Raw genomic sequence first — 22,122 nt, 5'->3', positions numbered from 1 at the left:
TGAAGCATATGAAAAGAACAATGTATTGTGGAGAAGTAAGAAAAGAGCAAGTTGGAGAAAAAATTATGCTTTCTGGTTGGGTTCAAAAAAGAAGAGACTTAGGCGGAATGATCTTTGTTGATTTAAGAGATAGAGAAGGCCTCGTACAAGTCGTATTCAATTCTGACAAATCAAAAGAAGCTTTTACAATTGCGGAATCTTTGCGCTCTGAATTCGTTGTTGAAGTAACGGGTACAGTGGTTAACAGACAAGAAGGAACAATCAATTCTTCGTTACCTACTGGAGAAATCGAACTTGAAGCAACAGGTTTATCTATTTTGAATAAAGCTAAAACTCCGCCATTTGACTTGCAAGATACAAACGGTGTCTCAGATGACCTTAGACTGAAATACAGATATTTGGATCTTAGAAGAAACAAAATGAAAGAAAATATGATTATACGTCACAAAGTTAAAAAAGTATTCAGTGACTTCTTAGATGAACAAGGATTCTTAGATATCGAGACACCTTACCTGACAAAATCAACGCCGGAAGGTGCTAGAGATTATCTTGTTCCTTCAAGAGTACATGAAGGGAAATTCTTCGCACTTCCTCAGTCGCCTCAATTATTTAAGCAACTTTTAATGGGTGCTGGACTAGATCGTTATTACCAAATTGTACGTTGTTTTAGAGATGAAGATTTAAGAGGGGATCGTCAGCCAGAATTCACTCAAGTCGATATTGAAACAAGTTTTGTCGATGAAAAAGAAATTCAAGAATTGATGGAACAGTTGCTCGTTGAAGTGGTTAGAAAAACTAAAGGTACAGAAATTTCTAGACCATTTGCGCGTATCTCATATGATGAAGCAATGAACCGTTTCGGTAGCGATAAGCCAGACACAAGGTTTGCTATGGAACTTGTTGAATTGGGAGATATAGTTGCAGATTCAGATTTCAAAGTGTTCTCTAGCACTTTAGAAAACGGCGGAATTGTTAAAGGATTGACCGTTAAAGACGCTGCAGACCAATTTTCGCGTAAAAATATTGATGCATTAGGAGAAATTGCTTCTATATATGGCGCTAAAGGACTAGCTTGGATGAAAGTTACTGCTGAAGGCTTTAGTGGTCCGATTGCTAAATTCTTTAATGATAAACCCATCACCTCTGAACTACAAGAAAGAATGCAGTCGGAAGAAGGAGACTTGCTGTTATTTGTAGCAGATAAGCCTAAAGTCGTCTTTGATGCGCTTGGAGCGATCAGAACGCATCTTGGTAAAGAACTAAACTTGATCGATGAAGAAGCATTAGCCTTTTTATGGGTAGATCAATGGCCACTTCTTGAATACGATGAAGAAGCGGGTAGATATAGTGCAGCGCATCATCCATTCACAATGCCACTTGAAAAAGATATTGAAAAACTAGAATCTGATCCTCAAAGCGTTTATGCGAATGCCTATGATATCGTATTGAACGGATACGAGATTGGTGGAGGCTCTATACGTATACACCAAAGAGAATTACAGGAAAAAATGCTGAGTGCATTAGGATTCTCAAAAGAAGAAGCGGCTAACCAATTTGGCTTCTTATTAGATGCTTTGGAATATGGCTTCCCACCTCACGGAGGTATCGCTTTTGGATTAGATAGATTAGTTATGATTCTTGCTAAAGAAAAGAATATCAGAGAAGTTATTGCCTTTCCTAAAAATGGAAAATCAATTGATCCACTGACAAATGCGCCTTCGTTCGTATCTGATAGCCAACTTCAAGAATTATCGCTAGAAGTAACGAAAAAAGAAGGAGAGTCATAAAAAATGGTTCTTATCGGTTCACATGTAGGGATGAAAGGTAAACCTATGTTACTAGGATCGGCAGAAGAAGCCGTATCTTATGAAGCTAAAACGTTCATGATTTACACTGGGGCTCCTCAAAATACAAGACGTAAAGATATCTCAGAAATGAATATCGAATCAGGTCAAGCTTTTATGAAAGAGAATGGAATTGATGTTAATGATATCGTCGTTCATGCACCTTATATCATTAACTTGGGGAATACGGTTAAACCTGAAAATTTTGGTTTTGCAATAGAGTTTATGAAAGAAGAGATCAAAAGAGCTGAAGCTCTCGGGGCGACTCAAATGACAATGCATCCTGGTGCTCACGTAGGTGCGGGTGTGGATGCTGCGATTGATCAGATAGCAAAAGGATTAAATGAAATTCTTCATGAGAATCAAACAATCCAGATTGCATTGGAAACCATGGCAGGTAAAGGAACGGAAATCGGTAGAAACTTTGAAGAGCTAGCTAGAATTATTGAAAAAGTGGAGCTGAAAGATAAAGTCTCCGTTACTTTAGATACGTGCCATACACATGATGCAGGATACGATATTAAAGATAATTTTGAAGGTGTATTAGAGGAATTCGATCGCATTATTGGACTAGATCGATTGAAAGTCCTTCACATCAACGATTCTAAAAATGTGAGAGGTGCCGCGAAGGATCGACACGCTAACATTGGATTTGGAGAGATTGGATTCGAAGCACTAAGTAAAGTCGTGCATCATCCTAAACTAGTATCTATTCCAAAAATTCTTGAGACACCCTATGTGGGTGAAGACAAGAAAAATAAAAAAGCGCCTTATGGTCATGAAATACAAATGCTGAGAAATAATGTATTTAATCCTAATTTACTTCAAGAAATTTTTGAAGAAAAAGACTGGAAGTAACCCTATATATTAAACTCGAAGAACTTGAATCTAATCCATTCAGTTTTTCGAGTTTTTTTATAGAAAAAGGTCAGTCTATGTTGTTAGACTGACCTTTATCGCTATATTCAAGTGAGTAAATCTAGATTTTTTCGTTAACAGGTAGTTGCTTGATATATTTGGTTGGTGTTTGGCCGGTAATTTTCTTGAACACTTTCGTGAAATAAGAATGACTGTTAAATCCAGACAAATTAGCGACCTGACTTAACTGATAGTTTCCAAGGTGGAAATAGTATTTAGCCAAGTAAACTCTTTGCTGGTTTACATAACCGATAAAAGTTGTACCTGTTTCTTGTTTGAATTTACGAGCAAGATGTACAGGATGCATACCAAAAATTGAAGCAATATTTGTTAAAGTTAATTCGCTAGTAAGATTTTCAGTGATATAACTTACAACTTCTGTCATAGCACTAGAGTAAGTCAAAGTAGAGAAATCAATCACTGCCTGGCAGTACTCTCTATAAATTTCATAGTAGACGTTTTCTCTAAGATATTGAATAGACTCAGCATCTTCAATAAGAATAGAGAAGCGTTCAGAGATCAAGTGAAGATAAAGAGGTAATACGCCCCCGTTTTTTGCAGCAATTCTACAATAAGTGTTAACGATGATTAATTGATTCTTGAAATTTCTTAGTTGATGTTCAATACCTTCTTCTGCAAGATACTCAAGTACCTCATCAAGATTAATAATGTTCAACGTATCTTCAAGCATTTCACGATTTCCTTCAGTAATAGCATCTGTTACTTGGTCCTCAATCAAGTAACGGTAGCTGAAAGCATCGCTATTCAACTTTTTAAGTTTATCAACGCGTTCTTTTTTGAATAGTTCTTTTACTTCTACCTTATCCATAATACACGACCCTTCTTTGTAAAAAATAGTTTGTTTCTCCCATCTATCTTGATTAAATATACCACAAATTCGGAATAAATAAAGTTCTTTTTTCAAAAAAGCGGACTAAATTAATCAAATTTCGTTTTGTACTTTTATTCTAATATGCAAGTTTCCATTCGCTGTTAGTTGTAACTAAATTAATTTTTTTAAGACTTCACAGTCAATTTAGAATTAAAATAACACTTTCATTAAACTTGTACATACAATTTATTGTAATTTTATAGTTTAAAAAATATTCTACTCTTTTTTGAAAAACGCTTATCTTGTCATATATAAGACATTTTTATCAATCATGATAAGTAAAACTTATCGTTGCAATCAAAAAGCACTTTAAGCCTTATCTTTTTACAACATTATAATGCGGTGGTAACATTCTAGTTAAGACAACCTTATCATTTCGTAGTGGATAAGGTAATTAAGGAGATGATTCATCAGATGGAAAGAAGATTTGAAGGTACGTTTCAGACGAAACAAGAGATAAAAGCTGAAATAACGAAATTGATTAATGAAGAGAACTATTCTGCCGACGAACTTTTAGTCGTAACAGTGAAGGAAAATAATGAACTGTCGAAAAACGATACTTTGGAATCTGTTGAAGTGGATTTTGTAGATTCAGAAGAAAATGGTTCATTTTGGGAAAAAATCAAAGAAACCTTATCTTTTGGAACCTATGACTCCGATGAAGCTCATAACTCACTTGAACAACATGGCGTTCCGCATGAGATTGCTGAACACCATATTGAAGCACTACAAGCTGGCGAAATTGTATTACTGGCGAACAGTGATGCACCAAGTCATAAAAAGTTGTCAGAAGTAAATAAAAACGTAACTAATGAGGAGAATGATCAAGATATGAAAGATAATCATACTAATCCAATAGAAGAAGAAAGCAAAGAAGTAGATGCAGTAACAAACGAGCAAAATGATGTAAAACCTACGGATGTTGATACTAGCGAAACGGATTCTAAAAATATGAGTGGCTCTATTGATCCTTCTCAAGCTCAAGACACTAGAGAAGAAGATAAAGTAGAAACAAATGAGTCTAATCAAGGTGCTGACGAGTCGGATGATCAAGATTACACTACAACTGAAGATAGTGGAGAATCGTTAGATAAAAATCCTGACTTAACTGGGGAAGAGACAACGGTTGTATCAGAAGAATCTAATCATGGATATCCTGAAAATGTAGCAAAGGGTGTTGTAAAACCTGAATCAAATAGTCCGTTGAATGCTGAGCCAAAATCTGAAAAAAGTCCTTCAGAAAACACTGAAATGCCAGAAAGTGATGCTAAGTATACCGACGACGATGCTAATGATGCCGGTATGAAAGAGGAACCTTCAGAAAAATAAGCATAAGTGAATCCACAATACTAAACTATATACAACTTAAAGGAGCAATGACAAATGACTGAAGAAAATATCGTAAAAACTCAAGAACCGAAAAAAGATTACATGATGGATGATGAATCAGAAAATATGCGTCGTGAGCCAGTAGTTGAAAATGAAGAATACAAATCAGCCGATAAACTTAAAGATAAAGTGGCTATCATAACAGGTGGCGATTCTGGAATTGGAGCAGCTACGGCTATTCTTTTTGCCAAAGAAGGTGCAAAAGTAGCTTTCACTTATCATTCTTCCGATGATGATGCTGAAAAGACTAAAAATCGTCTTCAAGAAATTGGGGCTGATGTATTAGTATTTAAAGGTGACGTTGGTGATGAGAAACATGCTGCTGAAGTTACTCAAGAGGTCGTCTCTAAATGGGGCTCTATTGATATTTTAGTGAATCATGCTGGGGAGCAAATGTATCAAGAGTCTATCTTGGATATAACTGCTGAACAAGTGGACAGAACTTACCGTACAAATATCTTTAGTATGATTTATTTTGTTAAAGCTGTTTTCCCTCACATGAACGAAGGCGGAAAGATTATCAATACTTCCTCTGTAACAGCTTATAAAGGTAATCCAAATCTACTAGATTATTCCGGGACTAATGGAGCGATTGTATCCTTTACACGTTCATTATCTCAAAACCAAGAGTTCACTAATAAAAAAATCAGAGTGAATACTGTAGCACCAGGACCAATCTGGACGCCACTTATTCCAGCAACATTCCCAGATGAAAAAATTGCTAGTTGGGGTAAAGATGGTGCACTTGGAAGACCAGGGGAAGCTTATGAATTAGCACCTGCTTATGTATTCCTAGCAAGTGATGATTCTAGTTATGTGACTGGGCAAACCATCCACGTTAATGGTGGAGTCATTGTTAACGGATAATCTTAGGACAAATACTTGGAGGTTTAAACTATGAGTAAAGTGGATAAAACATCTAATAATGATTTAAAAAGAACCGGTCAGCCGGATGCAACGCCTGATAGACGTGATCCGGCTAGAGATGAAGTAACGAGTCCAGATACATCATCTCCGTTAGGCTTTGTGAAAGATCGTCCTTCTAGATCTGGACTGAATGAAGATGATCGTAAAGTTTATGAAAAAGCAAAAGGTGATCAAGTCGGTAATGATGTAGAAAAAGATCTTTAATTTGAATCACAATGGTATAGAGTCTACCTGAATTTAGGTAGGCTCTTTTTTTGAGAACAAAAGTTCTTTTTATGACTTCAGAACCTATAGGAATCTTATTACCTGTGTTATAATAGAGATACTATATTTGGAAGGTGATAAAATGAATCGTTCGGATAAAGAAAAGAAATTCAATGAACAATTGATCAGACTACAACCGAATCAGCCACAAGAAACAAAAAAAGTAGTCAAAGAAAGTGGTAAAAAACCTTCTATCCAAAAAGAGACTAAATCAGTTAATGAAGAAAAAATTACTAGTATCCAAGCACAGAAACGTCCTGGTCGTTACAACATTTTTATCAATGAAGTATATGCTTTTCCGGTAGATGAGGAATTGATTATTCGACATATGCTTCATAAAGGGATGGTTGTCTCAAAAGAATTTCAAAAAACCCTTCAAGAAGAAGACGTTTCTAGAAAAGCTTATCAAAGGGCATTAGTTTACTTAAGTTACGGTATGCGTTCTGAAAAAGAAGTAAGAGATGACTTGATAGATAAAGAATTTGAAGAATATGTCGAAGAAATTATAAATCAACTAAAAGATCAGAGATTGATTGATGATCTGGACTACGCCAAGAGTTACGTGAGAACAGCGGCTAATTTGAATAGAAAAGGTCCGAAGACGATCATGAATGAATTGAACCGAAAAGGAATCGATAAATTACTGATAGAAGAAGCCATGCTAGAATACTCATTTGAAGATCAGTTTGACAATGCGTTCAACTTAGCTGAAAAATCATGGAGGAAGTCTAATCAGAAGTCTCAAAGAGAAGCGATTCAGAAAACAAAACAGTTCTTGCTTCAAAAAGGCTACGATATGGATATTATCCAAGAAGTAGTCAATGAGATGGATACGGAAAAATCGGAAGACGAAGAGTACGCTGCATTAGTCGTGCAAGGTGAACAAGCTTGGAGACGTTACTCCAGCAAGGCAAAAGGATATGATCTGATTAAAAAAATTAAAACGAGTCTGTTTCAAAAAGGATATCCATCCGAATTGATTCAAAGATTCATCGAGATGAAGGAAGAAGAAAATGAAGAATAAGCATTTAACAACTGAAGAATTAAAAACAAAATATGATATTGAAATGTGGTCACAAGATAAAATCGATTCATTTAGAAGGGTTCTACTGGACTGGTATGATAAAGAGAAAAGAGATTTGCCTTGGAGAAGAACGTCAGATCCATATAAGATATGGATTTCTGAAATTATGCTTCAACAGACTAGAGTAGATACGGTCATTCCATACTACAATCGTTTCTTGGAATTATTTCCAACGATTGCAGATCTTGCCAACTCAGATGAAGATACGCTTCTAAAAGCTTGGGAAGGGCTTGGGTACTACTCTAGAGTCAGAAACATGAAAGCAGCAGCGATCCAAGTCGTTACTGAATTTGATGGAGTGTTTCCTACCGAACCGGAACAAATCAAAAAGCTTAAAGGTATAGGACCATATACTGCAGGAGCGGTTTCAAGTATTGCCTTCAACCATGCAGAACCTGCCGTTGATGGAAATCTGATGAGAGTGCTCAGTAGACTTTTTGAAATCAACGTTGATATAGCGAAGCCTGCTAGTAGAAAAGTTTTTGAAGAGGTAATGTACCATATTATTGATCCAAATAGACCAGGTGATTTCAACCAAGCACTAATGGATCTTGGAGCAACAATCTGTACGCCTAAAAACTATGATCCTTCAAAAAGTCCTGTAAAAGAATTCAATGCTTCTTACTTAAACGAAACGTATCTCGAATATCCTTTTAAAAGTAAAAAGAAAAAGAAAAAAATCGTCAATTATTTTGCAATGATGATTAGAAATCATGAGGGAGCTTACCTTCTAGAAAAAAGGTCCGAAGACAGACTACTAGCTAATATGTGGACTTACCCTTTAATAGAAGAACAGACCATACTTGATCAAGTAGAATGGAAATCTTTTACTCAAAAAGATCTACATGAGATTGATGAGTTAGAAGCGAAGGCAGTAACAGAATTTCTAAAGCAAAAGTATAATGTAGATGCAACTGTAAGCCAGTCTTCAAATGGATCGGTCAAGCATATTTTTACGCATTTACACTGGAATATCTATTTATATGAAGCTAACTTAAATCAAACGGAACAAGATATACCAACAAATTGTGAATGGGTCAATGAAAGTGAGTTTAATCAATTTGTATTCCCAGTATTACAACAGAAACTCCTAAAAGCATCCAAAGAAATCACTTTATTTTAAAGAAATATCTACCAATCTGCAGACGAAGCTAAGTTCTGTTCATTGCGCTATATTTCAAGTGACTGGATCAGTATCACTTTTCCCTACGGATAATTAACGGATTGTGATATAATACGTGGTGAGATGAATCTAATAATATTATTTCAGTAATATTATTTGGATAAAGAAAGTTGGTACATGGATGCAGTTTCCAAAAGAAGGAGATTTCATCACGATCAAAAGCTATAAACACGACGGAAGTTTGCACAGAACTTGGCGAGATACTATGGTTTTAAAAACAACTGAGCATTCATTGATTGGTTGCAATGATCATACACTTGTAATTGAATCTGATGGTAGAAGATGGAGAACTAGAGAACCTGCGCTCGTTTACTTCCATAAGCACTACTGGTTCAATATCGTTACAATGATTCGCCAAAAAGGAACTTCTTATTACTGTAATATGGCTTCTCCATTTCTTATTGATGAAGAAGGTGCGAAATATATTGATTATGATCTAGATGTAAAAGTTTTTCCAGATGGAGAAAAACGTTTGCTGGATGTTGATGAATATGAAGAACACGGTAAAAAATGGGATTATCCAGAAGAAGTTGATCTTATATTGAAAGAGCATATCAAAGTACTTGTTGAATGGATCAAAGAAGAAAAAGGTCCGTTCTCAGAAGGTTACGTTGATTTGTGGTACAACCGATATAAACAACTTACGGGTAAAAAATAATTGTGATGAAACAAAGTCAAACAGCAAGAGTCTTTCTTAAAGACTTTTGCTGTTTTTATTGTAAAGATAGAGGAAAGTATGATATGATTTTTAAGAATCTGCTTGAGAGGATGTTAATTTGTGAAAAAGAATATTTTTTTAACTGTAATATTAGGTATTGCTTCGATTCTGATTATCTTTTTCGGAAGGCAATATGCAAATAATCAGGAAGAAGAAATGCTTCAAAATAGTCTGAGTGCGAATAATACTAACGAAACAGAAGGTAGTAGCAATTCAAATGCTGAGCAAACCGCACCTGATACACTAAGTACTGAAGAAAAACTTGCTGAATATGAATCGAATTTGGATTCACTATCTATTCTACAGACGATAGATTACACAACGTTGACTAATGAACAAGCTAAATTAGCTTACTATGGTCCGATAGATACATCATTAGAATGGTATGGACAAATGAATACAATCATTCAAGATAATGTAAGTGGTCCTTTGGAAATTGAAGAATATACATACCCAGAAACAGATACATATGACTTGTATATTCAACGAACAGTTGACACTGTGGTAGAATCTGGAGCGAATGTTATTATCTACCGTATGCCAGCATTGGAAGACAAAAATAGAGATATTGGTCTTTCAGAAACTAATCAGTACCTAACAAGTATTATGAATGCTTTAACAGAAGGACTACCAGATACTGACATTTTCTTTATGGAACCAGCACCGATTCTTTCGGAATTTGATAACCCTAACTCTAGATCATTGAGTTATAGAAGTTATATGAATGAGATGAATTCAGTGGCAGCTGAGTTTGGAATACCTGTTATCGCTATTCACGACCAATTCACTACGCTGGCTGAAGAAGAGGGACTTGAACTGGACGCTTTATTCGATGAAGAACAAACGAACCTTAATGAGCAAGGAAATACGTTAATTCAACAAGCTATTGAAAGCGAAGTTTCAAATACAACAAACGAATAAAAAGGCAGATAAAAAACTTCCATTACTGAACCGACATGTTCAGCTAATGGAAGTTTTTTGATAGTCAATTTAATGAAGATCTATAATTTTATCATCTTCTTCATTATGGTTTTTCTTGTAGCTACTGACCAATTTGTTCAAATGCTGCAGGCTTTCTTCGTAATCTAAAACGGAAGACATGATATGAATAACCGCATTACTTTGTCCATATTCGTTTTCCAGGTAAGATTCTAAGTTCGCTTCGTTGAAAAAGGAGTCCATAAAGGATTTTCTTAAGGTTGCTTTATGCGTAATGAAGTTAACTTCTTCAGGTAATACACGGCCATTCCATTTCAAGATAATCTGTTCATGCGCCGACATCAGTGTTTCTAAACGTTCAATAAGTAGATGTCTCAATTCTTGAGGGAAGTGATTATAAACATTTTCTGCTTGATGTAGAGTCTGCACTAAATCATAAGCTTTTTCAGTTGTTCGGATAAATTGTCGATAGACAACGATCGTTCTAGCAAGAGAATACTCAGAAGATCTAAAATATTTTCTAAGATCACCATCAACCAAATGATCAAGATATAAATTCATTTTAGAGATACTTGCTTTTAAACTTTTCAAATCTTTGCGCATCATAGGATATTGAATATTTTTTCTTAAACTTGCACGTATGAATCTCATTAAATCATCGGTGACTTGATTATTCAAGTAAAATAGTTTTTCGTCGTATTTAGGTGGCAAAACAACGCCATTTACCACAAAAGCTGAAAATACCCCGATAATGGTACTCAATACGCGTATTGAAGCGCTCATAACGATTGGATAGTCAGTTGACATCATAATGATGATCAGTGTGATGATAGAAGAGACAATCACATTGTTCAGCTTGAATTGATGGAGGATTGCGATCAAAATTGCAGAAGCTAAACCAATCATGAAATAAGAATTACCTAAAGCAAGGACGGTTAGGACGGCAACAACGCCTCCGATAATATTTGCTAATAATCTGTCTTTCAGAGTTACAAATGATTTTTTCACAGAAGGCTGCATAGAAACTACAGCTGATATCCCAGCAAGTGGAACACCTTCTGAAATATTCAATAAAGAAGGAATAGCTAAAGCTAAAAATACAGCTAATCCAGTTTTGAATGTACGGGCTCCAATTTTCATTTTATAAGTTCACTGCCTTCGAATAATATAGATAAAAGTATGAATGATATAATAGTATAGCAATCAGACCGATTTCTCAAAGGTTATTTTCGTTATTCCGCATTTTCTTGCATTAAAAGTAGTAAGAGAGTATCATGAAGAATAAATGGACCGAATATCGAATTGGTTATAAGTAGATAAAAAAGGATAGATAAAAAATGAGTTATTTAGTGAATCAGTCTATTGAGAGACTGAAATATAACAATGTGAGGATCACGCCTCAAAGGCATGCAATTTTAGAATATTTAATTGATATGGATACTCATCCAACAGCAGATGATATTTATAAAGCATTATCCAGTAAATTTCCTAGTATGAGTGTTGCGACAGTTTATAATAATTTGAAATTGTTTATCCAACTTGGTTTAGTAAAGGAAATGAAATATGGCGATGCCTCTAGCCGCTTTGATTTTGCTTCAACTGAGCACTATCATGCTATTTGTACAAACTGCGGTAAAATAGAAGATGTATACTATCCGGGACTTGATGACGCGGAAGAAGTTACGAGTAATCTAACCGGTTTTAAAGTAACATCTCATCGACTGGAAATTTACGGATTATGTCCTGAATGTCAGTGAAAGTCTAAAAAGACCACGTAGATTTTACGTGGTCTTTTTTTATACGACGTAGTTGAGAATGTAGTATAATAAAACTAATTATGAATGAAAGAAGGACAAGCCAGTGAAAGAAGTTATGATTATTGCCAATCCATCTTCGGGTAAAAAACAAGCTGAAGAGTTTGCAGTTAGAGCTCAGTCTGTATTCAAAGAGAATGGGCGTACGGCAGATATTAAAATCACGGAAAAAGAGGCAGATATCGGAAAATTTGCCAGAGAGGCTTGCGAAGAAAAATACGAAATCATTGTCGCACTCGGAGGAGACGGAACCGTTTCTGGATTAGGAGATGCACTTAAAGATGAACCTTACAGACCTAAAATCGGTATCATCCCAACCGGCACAGTAAACAATATTGCTAGAGGACTTGGAATTTCAACAGATATGGCTCAAGCAGTAGAAGATCTTGCGCATTGCGTGGATAAAAAGGCAGATGCTGGGTTAGTGAACGATCGATTATTTTTAAGCTCTATATCTGCTGGTTCTATTCCGGAAACTGTCTGGGAAGTTAGCAAAGAATCAAAAGAACGCTTTGGATCACTAGCCTATTTTTTTGAAGGGATTAGATCTCTAAAAGAAGATGAAACATTTGAAGTAGAACTAACAGTAGATGGAAAAACGAGTCAGCATAATCTAAGTTTACTATTGATTGGCTTATCAAACTCCATAGCGGGTATCCCTAACTTTTTCAAAGATGCGACCTATAATGATGGGCAATTATACCTTTTTGGATTAGAAGAATCGACCTTAGGAGAAAAGATTACTGCTATGACATCCTTATTTAGAGATGATGAGGATAATACAGATGATGAAAATAAAGGGTTCGTCTGGAACTTTAAAGAAGCCACTATTAAAAGTAGTCATGATGGACATGTAGCTTTAGACGGGGAAAAAGGACCAGCTTTCCCGTTAGATATAAAGGTTCTTCCTAGTATTTTCACTTTCTTGGTTCCGGAAAATATGAACTAAAAGTAAGCATATGATTCGTTCTCTTTCAGCAGTATTGGTATAATCATTCTAATCTATGTTGGAAGTGAGCGATTCTATGAGTGAAAAACAATGGTGGAACGAAGCCGTAATTTACCAGATTTACCCAAGAAGCTTTAAAGACTCAAATAATGATGGTATTGGAGATTTAAAAGGGATTATTCAGAAACTGGATTATATTGAAAGTTTGGGTGTGAATACGCTTTGGATCAATCCGATTGTATCCTCTAATCAGGTAGATAATGGATATGATGTAATTGATTATAAACACATCGATTCATTATTTGGAACCGAAGAAGATGTAGATACATTTTTCTCGGAGATGAAAAGACGAGGGTTAAAAGTCATCTATGATCTTCCTCTTAATCACACCTCAATTGCGCATCCATGGTTTAAAGAGGCGCTGAAAGGTCCAGATAACCCTTATCGCAATTACTATATCTGGGCAGATGCGTCTGATGATGGAACTTATCCAAATAACTGGACAGCGGCTTTCGGTGGTTCGGCTTGGTCAAAAGAAATGAATGGAGATCAGTATTTCCTTCACACCTTTAAAAAAGAAATGCCGGATTTAAACTGGGATCATGAACCTTTAAGAAAAGAGATGATTGGTATACTCAATTATCTAATGGATAAAGGAGTAGACGGCTTCAGATTAGATGCATTCATTTATATTGATGTTGATAAAGAATTTCCAGATAAAGAAGCTGACCAAGAGACTCAAGACGTAATAGAGTATGGTGGGAATCTAAAACAATACCTCAATGAACTCAATCAAGCGCTAACGGATCATGAAAATGAAATTTTCTTGATTGGAGAAGCAACAAGCGCAGATGCCGAAAAAATCAGAGAGTACACCAATAATAGTATTTTAGATGGTGTTATTACACTCCAGCACTTTACAGATGATGAAACACTGAAAATTGAAGAACTACCTCAAATGAACCAACACGTTCCGTTGGATTTCGAAAAATTCAAGAGAATTCAAAAAGAGATTCAAGAAAGTCTGAAAGATAAATGTGGTCCGATATTGTTTTGGAATAACCATGATCATCCAAGAGCACCTCAAAAATATGGGGATATGGACAATTATAGAGACGAAACAGCTAAAATGATGGCCACATTACTGTATCTGCAAAAAGGAATCCCGATTATTTATTATGGTGAAGAAGTTGGGATGAACAATGCCTGGTTTGATGATCCTTCAAATATTTCGGATAATAGTGCTTTTAACTTTTATCAAGAAGCTAAAGCATTTGGATGGTCGCATGACAAGATCATGGAGAACCTTAATTTAACAGTCAGAGACGCTAGTAGAGGCATTATGCAGTGGACAGATGAAAAGGGTTCAGGATTCACAGAAAATGCAGCACCGTGGATTATATCTAATCAGGAAGCCGTTTATAACGTGAAAGACCAGGAAGAGTCAGAATCTAGTATCTTGAACTACTACCGTAAACTGATTAAGTTGAAAAAGACCGATTTGTTTACTAAAGGAGACTGGAAGCTTTTAAATACGCAAGATAAAATTTACGCATATGAAAGAACGTTTGAAGACATAACTGGTCGAGTGTATTGTAATTTTTCTGCAGAAGAAGCTGAAGTTACGATTGACATGCCGTTTAATACAGATAGCCTTGTGTTATCAACGCATGAAGCTGATTTGACTAATGGAAAAATCGTTTTGCCAGCTTATAGTGCGTTTGTTTTTGTATCAGAATAGATAGGTAAAGCTCGTCAGACAAAAAACTGATGAGCTTTTTCTTTTTCTTGAATTAGTATGTGAAAAATAATGATAACTTATTGACATTTAACGTGGTCAATATTATAATAATGGAGTTGCTAAAAGCTTATTCCGCAATAGCTCAGTTGGTAGAGCGCGCGACTGTTAATCGCGTTGTCGCAGGTTCGAGCCCTGCTTGCGGAGTTTCACAATGGAGAATTGTCCGAGTGGCTTAAGGAGCACGCTTGGAAAGCGTGTATACGGTATTCCCGTATCAAGGGTTCGAATCCCTTATTCTCCTTTTGGGGTATAAAAGAGAATAAATTGAGAGTATATAAAAAGGTTTATAAACGTTGATATAAAAGCGTTTATGAACTTTTTTTGATTTTATAGTAAACAAGAGAAAATATAAGAAATATAAAAGTTCATGCATTCTTCATGCATTATAAAGTAGCTGCATCATGTCATCTACTTTAGAAGATTCGCGTTGTTCTAACTCGTCTAAAACATGTCCATATATCTGGTAAGTGATACTAATTGTAGAATGTCCAAGTCTCTTCGAGATATACTTTATATTGACTCCTTGATAGATCAATAGGGAACAATGAGTATGCCGTAATGAGTGAAAAGTTATCTCTGTAATGCCTGCTCTTTGACATGCTTTTTTTAAAGATTTATTTACTGCGTTATTAGATAATGATTCTAAATTTTTATCCAAGAATACATATTTACTTTGATTGATTTGAGTAGCTAGTTTATATTGCTTAAGTAAAACAAGAGTGTCATTATCTATTGAAATGATACGTTTAGAAGATTCAGTCTTTGTTTTTTGAATCTTTTTAGTATGAGTATAGTCATAAGCTTTAGTTACTTTTATTGTTTTGTTTTTAAAGTCTACATCAGACCAGGCAAGTGCTAATATCTCTGAAAATCTTAATCCAGTTGCGAGTCCAACTAAGATAATATATCTGGACTGCCATTGTGGTTTAATTCCGGTTTTGATTTCTTGAATAAGTTTTACCGTTTCACTTTTGTTTAGGTACTTTTTTCTTACATCTTTAGTTGCTACCGAACCTTTCGCAATGAAAGAGCTTGATTTAGGAGATTCGCTCACTTCTGGAATTGGTGGTCCGAGTGATGTGTCCAGTGTCATTGCGAACGAAACGGGTTTTGATGTGATCAATATGGGATTCAGTGGTACGAGAGCCGCGAATCATACCAACGAACATTTTAATAACTTTAGTTTGCATGAAATAGTAGATGCGATTCTTTCTGGAAATTACTCAGCGCAAGAAGTTAGCGCACAGGCTACCGGAATAGGAATGCCAAGTTATTTTAAGACAAAAGTAGAAGCTCTTAAGAAAATAAATTTTGGTGAGATTGATATTCTCAGAATTGGATACGGTCAAAATGATTGGCGAGGAACTGTTGAAATAGATAATCCAGAAGATCCAGAGGACGTATCTACCTATGTTGGTGCGTTGCGTTATTCAATTAGAAGAATGGTGGAAGCTTATCCTAATTTAAAAATTATACTGACTACCCTTATGTACTGTTTTCAAGAAAACGGCGAACTTGATTCAGATACTTGGGTAGCTGGAAAACATAAGCTGACAGATTTTGTGGATGCGATGATTGAACTAGGGAAAGAATTTAAAATACAAGTCGTTGATTGTTATTATAGGTTAGGCATCAATAAGTATAATAAATTGCATTATTTCTCTGCGAAAGATGGAGTTCATCCTTTGTATAGAGGAAGGCTGTTGAAAGGCAAACATATTGCTTTAGTTCTATAAATATTTCTTAAAAGATCTAAATCGGTACCGACAATAATGGTTGGAGGCGATTTTAAGGATGAAAAAGAAACAATTGAAAAAAGTCAGTAAAGTATCCGATAAAAATGAAATAGGATGGTTTTTTCTGGCTGTGAGTTTTGTATTGTCCAATTTGTTCTTCTTTCTAAGAACGATTGAAGAGAAAGGCAAAATGATTTTAGCATACTTTACGAACCTAGAAACATCTTCTGTCAATGCGCTACTACTTTGCATTCTGTGCTTTTCCATAGCCACAATTCAATTTAGAAAAAAGAGTATAAAAAATGAAAAATTTAATGCATCTTTAGCTATTGATTCATTTTGCATAGGGTATAGTATTTACCTAATATCAGTACTTTATTTCGATAGTTTCAACCTAAATAATCTCACAAATATCTGGCTTATTTCGTTCTATATAGTATTCATAGTTTTCGAGGTTTACTCGCTTATATGGATGGGACTTAAGTACTCTTTGGAGAAAATTGATAAAGAAAGAATGGATTTTACCGAGAAATCCAATTTATTTCTTACATCAATTGCAGTAACAGCATCTATAGTTGGCTTACTAATTAGATGATTTAAGTAAGGTGTTAGGTTTCAGTTTCTAAATAGAAGGAGTGGGAAATTAGTGGACGAGGAATTTCAATTTACTATGAAAGTAACAGAAGCGCTTAAAATTTATGAAGCTTCAGGTAATAAAGTAAGTAGAACTATATTTACGAAATGGATCAATAAAGAAGGTTATGTAATTAAATGAGAAAAACGCTAGATTCATTTGGTACCCAAATGAATCTAGCGTTACAAACGCACTATTATTATATGAAGCAGTCAGAACCGGAACTTATACTAAAAATATTAAAGAGTATCCAATCGGCTGCTCTTTTTCTTTACACACAATAAGAAAGGAGAATCGAATAAATAAATTCAATAATATAATATTCGATAGTTGAACAATTTTTTATCAAAAATGCTATAATATTCTTCTGAAATTTAGTATCATAAAAATTAATCTTACAAGTAGGTGAATTAATGAGCATTTTTGAGCAGAAAAAACTAGCAAAGTTATTAGATAAATACCACAATGAATTTAGCGACTTAGACAAAGAATTAACAAATTTTAATGAAGAATTAGTAGAAAAAATTGAAGAAACTAATGGAGCAATCGTAGATACAGAAAAATCAATTGATGATTTAGAAATTGAAATTGCGGAATTGAGAAAGAAATTTGAAAATGAAAATAATCTTGAGATAAAAAATAACATTAAAGCGATAATTAACAACACTATTGAGATGTTAGATATCAAAGAAAAAATACTTTCGATTCACAAGGAAAAGTTAGAAAATCAAAAAAACACTAAATTGATTAATAGTAATAACTTTAATATCAATCGCGAGATAATTGGAATTAGAGAACTAAAGGAAAGAATTAGTAAAGCAATTGAAATAAGAAAATATGGATGGAAATTTTACATTTTATCTTTTAGTTTGTTTTCGGGCACAGTAATTGCTTCTTTGATCAAACTAAATTCTGACAATCTACAAAGTATATTGGTAAATTTGAATACTATAACAAAGATTATGCTAATATTTTGTGCTGTATTCATAGTAGAAGGTGGTGCAATTGCAAGAAAGTCTAATCGAACGAAAGATGTGGAATATTATCACGAAGAAAAAATGGATGTTACATTCAGAAATGTCCTTACTTGGCCAAACTTTAACGAGTGGTACTTTACAACGATCTTCGTAGCTATAATGTTTTTTCCATCAATGATAGTTGAGGTGTTAAGTAATAGTTATATGTACTTGGTTTTAATATTGCTGACTACGTCAGTAGTGCTAGTGTTGCTAAAACAAATATATGATTTCATTAAGTTTTTCGTAGAAACTTTTAACGAAATGGTGATTGACTCAAAAGACAGGTTATTAATTATGGTTGCGATAGCTGGTACGTTTGTATCTCTTATCGCACTACTAAAATAAATGTAAAGAAAAGAGGAAACCCGTGTTGATACTAGAGTATTCAGATATCACAGGACAAGTTCTACAAATTTATAAGATGAATTCATGCACGCGCTGATCTGGTGCGTGTTTTTTAATATCCTCACAGGATTATTAAAGTCATTCAAGACAGGGGAACAAACTCAACCGTAAGTTTGTTTGGTATTGCCAAGCACGCTTTAATGGCTTTATTGATGTTCGTTTTAAATGTCTATTTACCACTATTTGGTTTTGCTGTCTATGCTTAAGGATTTACGTTGTGGATGATTATAACCTATCTTACTAGTCTTACAGAGAATTGAGGACATTTAGGGGATGTAGTCAGAAATTCATTGATCAAGTTGAAGAAAAGGACTGAGAATAAAATTCACATCGATGCAAATGTTATGAAAATTGAAGTAATAACGAAGAAACTGAAAAACGTGTAACGGATATTGAAAATTCTTTAAATATCAGTTCATTTGAGCAATTACAAAATAAGGAGGAAGAATAACGTGAGTAGAGTGACTTAAGAGAAATTATTAGACAGATCAGTGAGAAATATGGGGGCTGTTAACGCAGTCGTTAAAGAGTTTACAATTGAAATGATCAGAAGAGCATATGCTTTAGAAATTGACGTTTAGATATCTGCAGGTATGAGAACCTATGCTCAACAAAACGGGTTGTACGCACAAGGTAGAACGGCACCAGGCAACGTCGTTACTAAAGCTAGAGGTGGATACTCTAACCATAACTTTGGGATGGATAGCGGTTGATTACTTCTTGGTGTCTCATGACGGCACTGTTGGCCACGGGGATATCACTAGAGACATGAATGCTTCAGGAGTGGCCGATTGGTTAGAAGTCGCAAAAATCACGAACTCACTAGGATTTGAATGAGGTGGCGATTGGAAATCATTTATTGATTATCCACACCTACAAATGGTCGGTGGCTTGTCGACTGCTCAATTAAGAGCGGGTAAACGTCCAAACTTAGTAAGCAAAATCGCTTGACCGATTCAAGTTGTCAATAGACCAACTTTGCCTAAAGTGGTCAATGGTAAGGTAGCTGACTTCCAAAGATGGTTGAATACTAATTACAACACTAAGCTTGAAGTCGATAATTCTTATGGACCTTTAACAAATAGAGCTGCTATTCGAGCGTTACAAACTAAGGTGAATAGACAGTATAACGCTAAATTAGTCATTAATTGTCTATATGGATCAGCAAGTAGAAGAGTAAACAAAAATATTAAGCATAGAGCAAAAGGAAATATTACTAGAATTATCCAAGGTATCTTGACTGCTGAAGGATGTGATCCAAAAGGATCTGATGGAAGCTTTGGTCATGGATTAGATGCTGCAGTTAGAAAGTTCCAGAAAGACAATAGATTGCATGTTGACGGTATTGTCGGACCAGCAACGTGGAGAAGTTTGTTGAGTTAATTTTTTGTCATCAAAGAACTATTTTAAATCCAAATTAACTGTTATCATTGTATATAAATAAAGTTAATATTGGAGGAAATATGGAGTCTATTAAAAGTCTAATAAATATCGAAATATTGATTTCAGCAATGTCAGGGTTAGTTGTGTTTATATGTACCCACTTTTTTTATAGGTCAAAACTTCGAAAAGAGCAGAAAGTGAGGTTTCAAAATGTGATTGGAGAAGAAAAGTCAAAGAGTCTCCTTAAATATAGGAAATTGCTTAAAGTGGCTAATACTATTGAATACTATACAGAAGAAAAAGACTCGGTAGAAGCAGTTGACGATTTTTTTAGTGGAAATGGAATTTACCCCGCGAGTCTGAATAATAAACAAACATTAACAGAGTTTGTAGAGATGATTACTGATTTGAGACAAAATGATTTTGAAAATTTAAATATAAAATCAGCGGCTACACTTTTTTATATAGAAAGATATTCAATGAATCTGTTAAAATATATAAGGAACTTCTCTGAAAACCTATATCCTTTAATAGGTACTATGATTATTATAGATATACAAAATTGGCAAATTCTAACAGAAGAAAGAGTTATTTTTGAGATAAATAAACATTCTGTAACACTTTCTCTTTTAAGAGGTAAAAAATGGGAGAAAGCAAAAGATGAACTACAAAATAAACTATGGAATAAATCGATTTTAAAGATGCTGATGAACCCAGAAACTATAACAGAACCGCTTTTAGTTAATCTAGTCGAATATTTGAATGAATGCAATGAAGAGACTGAGTTTGTACAGGATTATGATATAGATGAAATGTTTGAAAATGATATTTATAAATCTACTTCTGATAACGATTAATAAATATTATGAGAAATATCAATTTTTAAGCCCTCGTCCTTAAGTGAGGGCTTTTTTACTGAAATTATAAGTTATAATTGTTGAAAGCAAGTAAGGTGTTTTATGAAGATGTGTGGTACAGTGTTATATGATTTACTAGTTAATAATTTATTATGAAAGGAATTAACAAGTTATGAACGCTGTAGTAATTGATCTTTCTTTTAAAAATGTTGTAGCATTTGTTGTATTTATTATTATGTCAATACTATTCGATAGAATTTATAGTAAAATTTTTTTAAGAGAGTCTTATACATCTATATATGATGTTTTAATATTCAAGAATAAGAAAGAATCTGTTTATTCTTTTGTTTATAGAATCTTAATAATTGTTTTGATTAATGTGATTTCTATATATTTAGGTATACCTACTATCATATTATATGGTAGTTTGATTCTAGGAAGCGTGCTTAAAGTTTGGCCTAGTATTATAAATAATAATCTAATATTTATGCCTTATACAAAAAATAAAACGATAGCTCTCCTAAGAAGTTTAATATATGTACTGAGTACTTTCGTGATTTTGTTAATATCAGAATTTGTTTTTCTTCCGATTTTATTTGAACAAGACCAATACTATATAACTGAAAATTCTGGAATACAAATTTTATTTTCACTTGCTTCGTTTATCTTCGCAGGTACAATTGAGCTGTTTTTTTCCGGTAATAAACCAGAAATGAAATATTTGAATATAGAAAGCTTTAAACAGGAAGTATTAATTTTAAATACCCAATTATACTTAGAAAGCGAGTATATCGATATGTATAATTATGAGATACAAAAATATAGTAATAAATACAATATTAGCGAAAGTTTATTACGTGGAATTCTTATGTTAGAAAATGTAAATCGAGGGTCATTTTTCACAAAAATATCTGAACGTATATTGTGCAGATTATTTCCCAGATGGGTTATTAGAACAGATAGATCTATAGGGATTGCCCAAATTAAGGTATCGACGGCAAAAGAATTGTTAAAAAAAAGTCCAGAAAAATTTTTAAGCACTATGACCAATACTGACTTTAGTATTAAGTTGTGTGCAAAATACTTAGGGCAATTAGTTTCTGAATCTAATAATCCTGAAAATATATACCAATACTTGATATATCGCTACATGGGCTATGCAAATAATACTAAAGATAATAGACAGTTTTTATACGAAGCTGCTTTAGAAGCAATTGATCAAGGTGAAATAAGATGTTATATCAATTGTGACTAAATAAAATAAAAGAGGCTGGGACAAAAGTCCCTTAAAATATTCAAATACAAATAAACCCTGTAAGAATTGTGCTTTTTTACAATCCTTATAGGGTTTATTCTTGTTTATAAT

General features: G+C 34.2%; 23 protein-coding genes and 2 tRNA genes. 22 read left to right on the top strand and 3 right to left on the bottom strand.

What is annotated here, in order from left to right; genetic code table 11:
• Nucleotides 1–8: 8 nt before the first annotated feature.
• On the top strand, nt 9–1,787 hold the full coding sequence (gene aspS / locus ACFP65_RS10905; RefSeq protein ID WP_379918541.1) for an aspartate--tRNA ligase: 1,779 nt from the start codon (nt 9–11) through the stop codon (nt 1,785–1,787).
• A gap of 3 nt (nt 1,788–1,790) precedes the next feature.
• A complete protein-coding gene (locus ACFP65_RS10900) occupies nt 1,791–2,702 on the top strand; it encodes a deoxyribonuclease IV (RefSeq protein ID WP_379918539.1) in 912 nt (303 codons plus the stop codon).
• Nucleotides 2,703–2,823: 121 nt separating this feature from the next.
• Here the strand turns inward: ACFP65_RS10900 and ACFP65_RS10895 are convergent, their stop codons facing one another.
• Nucleotides 2,824–3,591: an AraC family transcriptional regulator gene (locus tag ACFP65_RS10895; protein WP_379918537.1), complete on the bottom strand. Its 768-nt coding sequence runs from the start codon at nt 3,589–3,591 to the stop codon at nt 2,824–2,826.
• A 477-nt stretch (nt 3,592–4,068) separates the two neighbouring features.
• Between ACFP65_RS10895 and ACFP65_RS10890 the strand changes: the two genes are divergently transcribed.
• The 7 genes from ACFP65_RS10890 (at nt 4,069) to ACFP65_RS10860 (ending at nt 10,140) form a co-directional block, all read left to right on the top strand.
• Nucleotides 4,069–4,983: a hypothetical protein gene (locus tag ACFP65_RS10890; RefSeq protein WP_379918535.1), complete on the top strand. Its 915-nt coding sequence runs from the start codon at nt 4,069–4,071 to the stop codon at nt 4,981–4,983.
• Nucleotides 4,984–5,037: 54 nt separating this feature from the next.
• Nucleotides 5,038–5,910: an SDR family oxidoreductase gene (locus tag ACFP65_RS10885; protein ID WP_379918534.1), complete on the top strand. Its 873-nt coding sequence runs from the start codon at nt 5,038–5,040 to the stop codon at nt 5,908–5,910.
• Between the two features lie 30 nt (nt 5,911–5,940).
• A complete protein-coding gene (locus ACFP65_RS10880) occupies nt 5,941–6,174 on the top strand; it encodes a hypothetical protein (protein WP_379918533.1) in 234 nt (77 codons plus the stop codon).
• A gap of 142 nt (nt 6,175–6,316) precedes the next feature.
• Nucleotides 6,317–7,258, top strand: a complete 942-nt coding sequence (gene recX / locus ACFP65_RS10875) for a recombination regulator RecX (protein ID WP_379918531.1) — start codon at nt 6,317–6,319, stop codon at nt 7,256–7,258.
• Nucleotides 7,248–8,441 carry an A/G-specific adenine glycosylase gene (gene mutY / locus ACFP65_RS10870; protein WP_379918529.1) on the top strand — a complete coding sequence of 398 codons (1,194 nt, stop codon included), beginning with the start codon at nt 7,248–7,250 and terminating at the stop codon, nt 8,439–8,441. The genes recX and mutY overlap by 11 nt, the downstream gene beginning before the upstream one ends.
• Nucleotides 8,442–8,622: 181 nt before the next feature.
• Nucleotides 8,623–9,159 carry a DUF402 domain-containing protein gene (locus tag ACFP65_RS10865; protein WP_379918527.1) on the top strand — a complete coding sequence of 179 codons (537 nt, stop codon included), beginning with the start codon at nt 8,623–8,625 and terminating at the stop codon, nt 9,157–9,159.
• A 120-nt stretch (nt 9,160–9,279) separates the two neighbouring features.
• Entirely contained in the window at nt 9,280–10,140 is an 861-nt protein-coding gene (locus ACFP65_RS10860; protein WP_379918525.1) for an SGNH/GDSL hydrolase family protein, read from the top strand.
• A gap of 69 nt (nt 10,141–10,209) precedes the next feature.
• On the opposite strand, the gene ACFP65_RS10855 is transcribed toward ACFP65_RS10860, so the two are convergent.
• The gene (locus ACFP65_RS10855; protein ID WP_379918523.1) at nt 10,210–11,298 is read right to left on the bottom strand and encodes an FUSC family protein; all 1,089 of its coding nucleotides are present in this window, start codon (nt 11,296–11,298) and stop codon (nt 10,210–10,212) included.
• Between the two features lie 197 nt (nt 11,299–11,495).
• On the opposite strand from ACFP65_RS10855, the gene perR reads away from it, so the two are divergent.
• The 5 genes from perR to ACFP65_RS10830 all read left to right on the top strand — a co-directional run bounded on the left by perR (nt 11,496) and on the right by ACFP65_RS10830 (nt 14,963).
• Complete coding sequence (gene perR, locus ACFP65_RS10850) at nt 11,496–11,915, top strand: peroxide-responsive transcriptional repressor PerR (RefSeq protein WP_225744099.1); 420 nt, start codon at nt 11,496–11,498, stop codon at nt 11,913–11,915.
• Nucleotides 11,916–12,018: 103 nt separating this feature from the next.
• Nucleotides 12,019–12,921, top strand: coding sequence for a diacylglycerol/lipid kinase family protein (locus ACFP65_RS10845; protein WP_379918521.1), 903 nt, complete (start codon nt 12,019–12,021; stop codon nt 12,919–12,921).
• Between the two features lie 76 nt (nt 12,922–12,997).
• The gene (locus ACFP65_RS10840) at nt 12,998–14,662 is read left to right on the top strand and encodes an alpha-amylase family glycosyl hydrolase (RefSeq protein WP_379918519.1); all 1,665 of its coding nucleotides are present in this window, start codon (nt 12,998–13,000) and stop codon (nt 14,660–14,662) included.
• 131 nt (nt 14,663–14,793) lie between these two features.
• Nucleotides 14,794–14,866 (top strand) — tRNA-Asn (locus ACFP65_RS10835).
• A 9-nt stretch (nt 14,867–14,875) separates the two neighbouring features.
• A tRNA-Ser gene (locus tag ACFP65_RS10830) sits at nt 14,876–14,963 on the top strand.
• Between the two features lie 135 nt (nt 14,964–15,098).
• On the opposite strand, the gene ACFP65_RS10825 is transcribed toward ACFP65_RS10830, so the two are convergent.
• Nucleotides 15,099–15,776, bottom strand: a complete 678-nt coding sequence (locus tag ACFP65_RS10825; RefSeq protein WP_379918517.1) for a tyrosine-type recombinase/integrase — start codon at nt 15,774–15,776, stop codon at nt 15,099–15,101.
• 25 nt (nt 15,777–15,801) lie between these two features.
• Between ACFP65_RS10825 and ACFP65_RS10820 the strand changes: the two genes are divergently transcribed.
• The 8 genes from ACFP65_RS10820 to ACFP65_RS10785 all read left to right on the top strand — a co-directional run bounded on the left by ACFP65_RS10820 (nt 15,802) and on the right by ACFP65_RS10785 (nt 22,011).
• On the top strand, nt 15,802–16,458 hold the full coding sequence (locus ACFP65_RS10820) for a hypothetical protein (RefSeq protein ID WP_379918515.1): 657 nt from the start codon (nt 15,802–15,804) through the stop codon (nt 16,456–16,458).
• A 58-nt stretch (nt 16,459–16,516) separates the two neighbouring features.
• Nucleotides 16,517–17,053 carry a hypothetical protein gene (locus ACFP65_RS10815; RefSeq protein ID WP_379918513.1) on the top strand — a complete coding sequence of 179 codons (537 nt, stop codon included), beginning with the start codon at nt 16,517–16,519 and terminating at the stop codon, nt 17,051–17,053.
• A gap of 51 nt (nt 17,054–17,104) precedes the next feature.
• On the top strand, nt 17,105–17,233 hold the full coding sequence (locus ACFP65_RS10810; RefSeq protein ID WP_379918511.1) for a hypothetical protein: 129 nt from the start codon (nt 17,105–17,107) through the stop codon (nt 17,231–17,233).
• Nucleotides 17,234–17,505: 272 nt separating this feature from the next.
• Nucleotides 17,506–18,456 (top strand): coiled-coil domain-containing protein, encoded by a 951-nt coding sequence (locus ACFP65_RS10805; RefSeq protein WP_379918509.1) that lies wholly within the window; start codon nt 17,506–17,508, stop codon nt 18,454–18,456.
• 663 nt (nt 18,457–19,119) lie between these two features.
• The gene (locus tag ACFP65_RS10800) at nt 19,120–19,353 is read left to right on the top strand and encodes a hypothetical protein (RefSeq protein WP_379918507.1); all 234 of its coding nucleotides are present in this window, start codon (nt 19,120–19,122) and stop codon (nt 19,351–19,353) included.
• A gap of 150 nt (nt 19,354–19,503) precedes the next feature.
• On the top strand, nt 19,504–19,899 hold the full coding sequence (locus ACFP65_RS10795; protein WP_379918802.1) for a peptidoglycan-binding domain-containing protein: 396 nt from the start codon (nt 19,504–19,506) through the stop codon (nt 19,897–19,899).
• Between the two features lie 80 nt (nt 19,900–19,979).
• Nucleotides 19,980–20,756 carry a hypothetical protein gene (locus tag ACFP65_RS10790; RefSeq protein WP_379918505.1) on the top strand — a complete coding sequence of 259 codons (777 nt, stop codon included), beginning with the start codon at nt 19,980–19,982 and terminating at the stop codon, nt 20,754–20,756.
• 172 nt (nt 20,757–20,928) lie between these two features.
• The gene (locus ACFP65_RS10785) at nt 20,929–22,011 is read left to right on the top strand and encodes a hypothetical protein (RefSeq protein ID WP_379918503.1); all 1,083 of its coding nucleotides are present in this window, start codon (nt 20,929–20,931) and stop codon (nt 22,009–22,011) included.
• The last annotated feature ends 111 nt before the right edge of the window (nt 22,012–22,122 follow it).

It is taken from the genome of Marinilactibacillus sp. GCM10026970 (assembly GCF_042660675.1).
Classification (GTDB): Bacteria; Bacillota; Bacilli; order Lactobacillales; family Carnobacteriaceae_A; genus Marinilactibacillus.
This window is presented reverse-complemented; position numbering and strand designations above follow the sequence as displayed.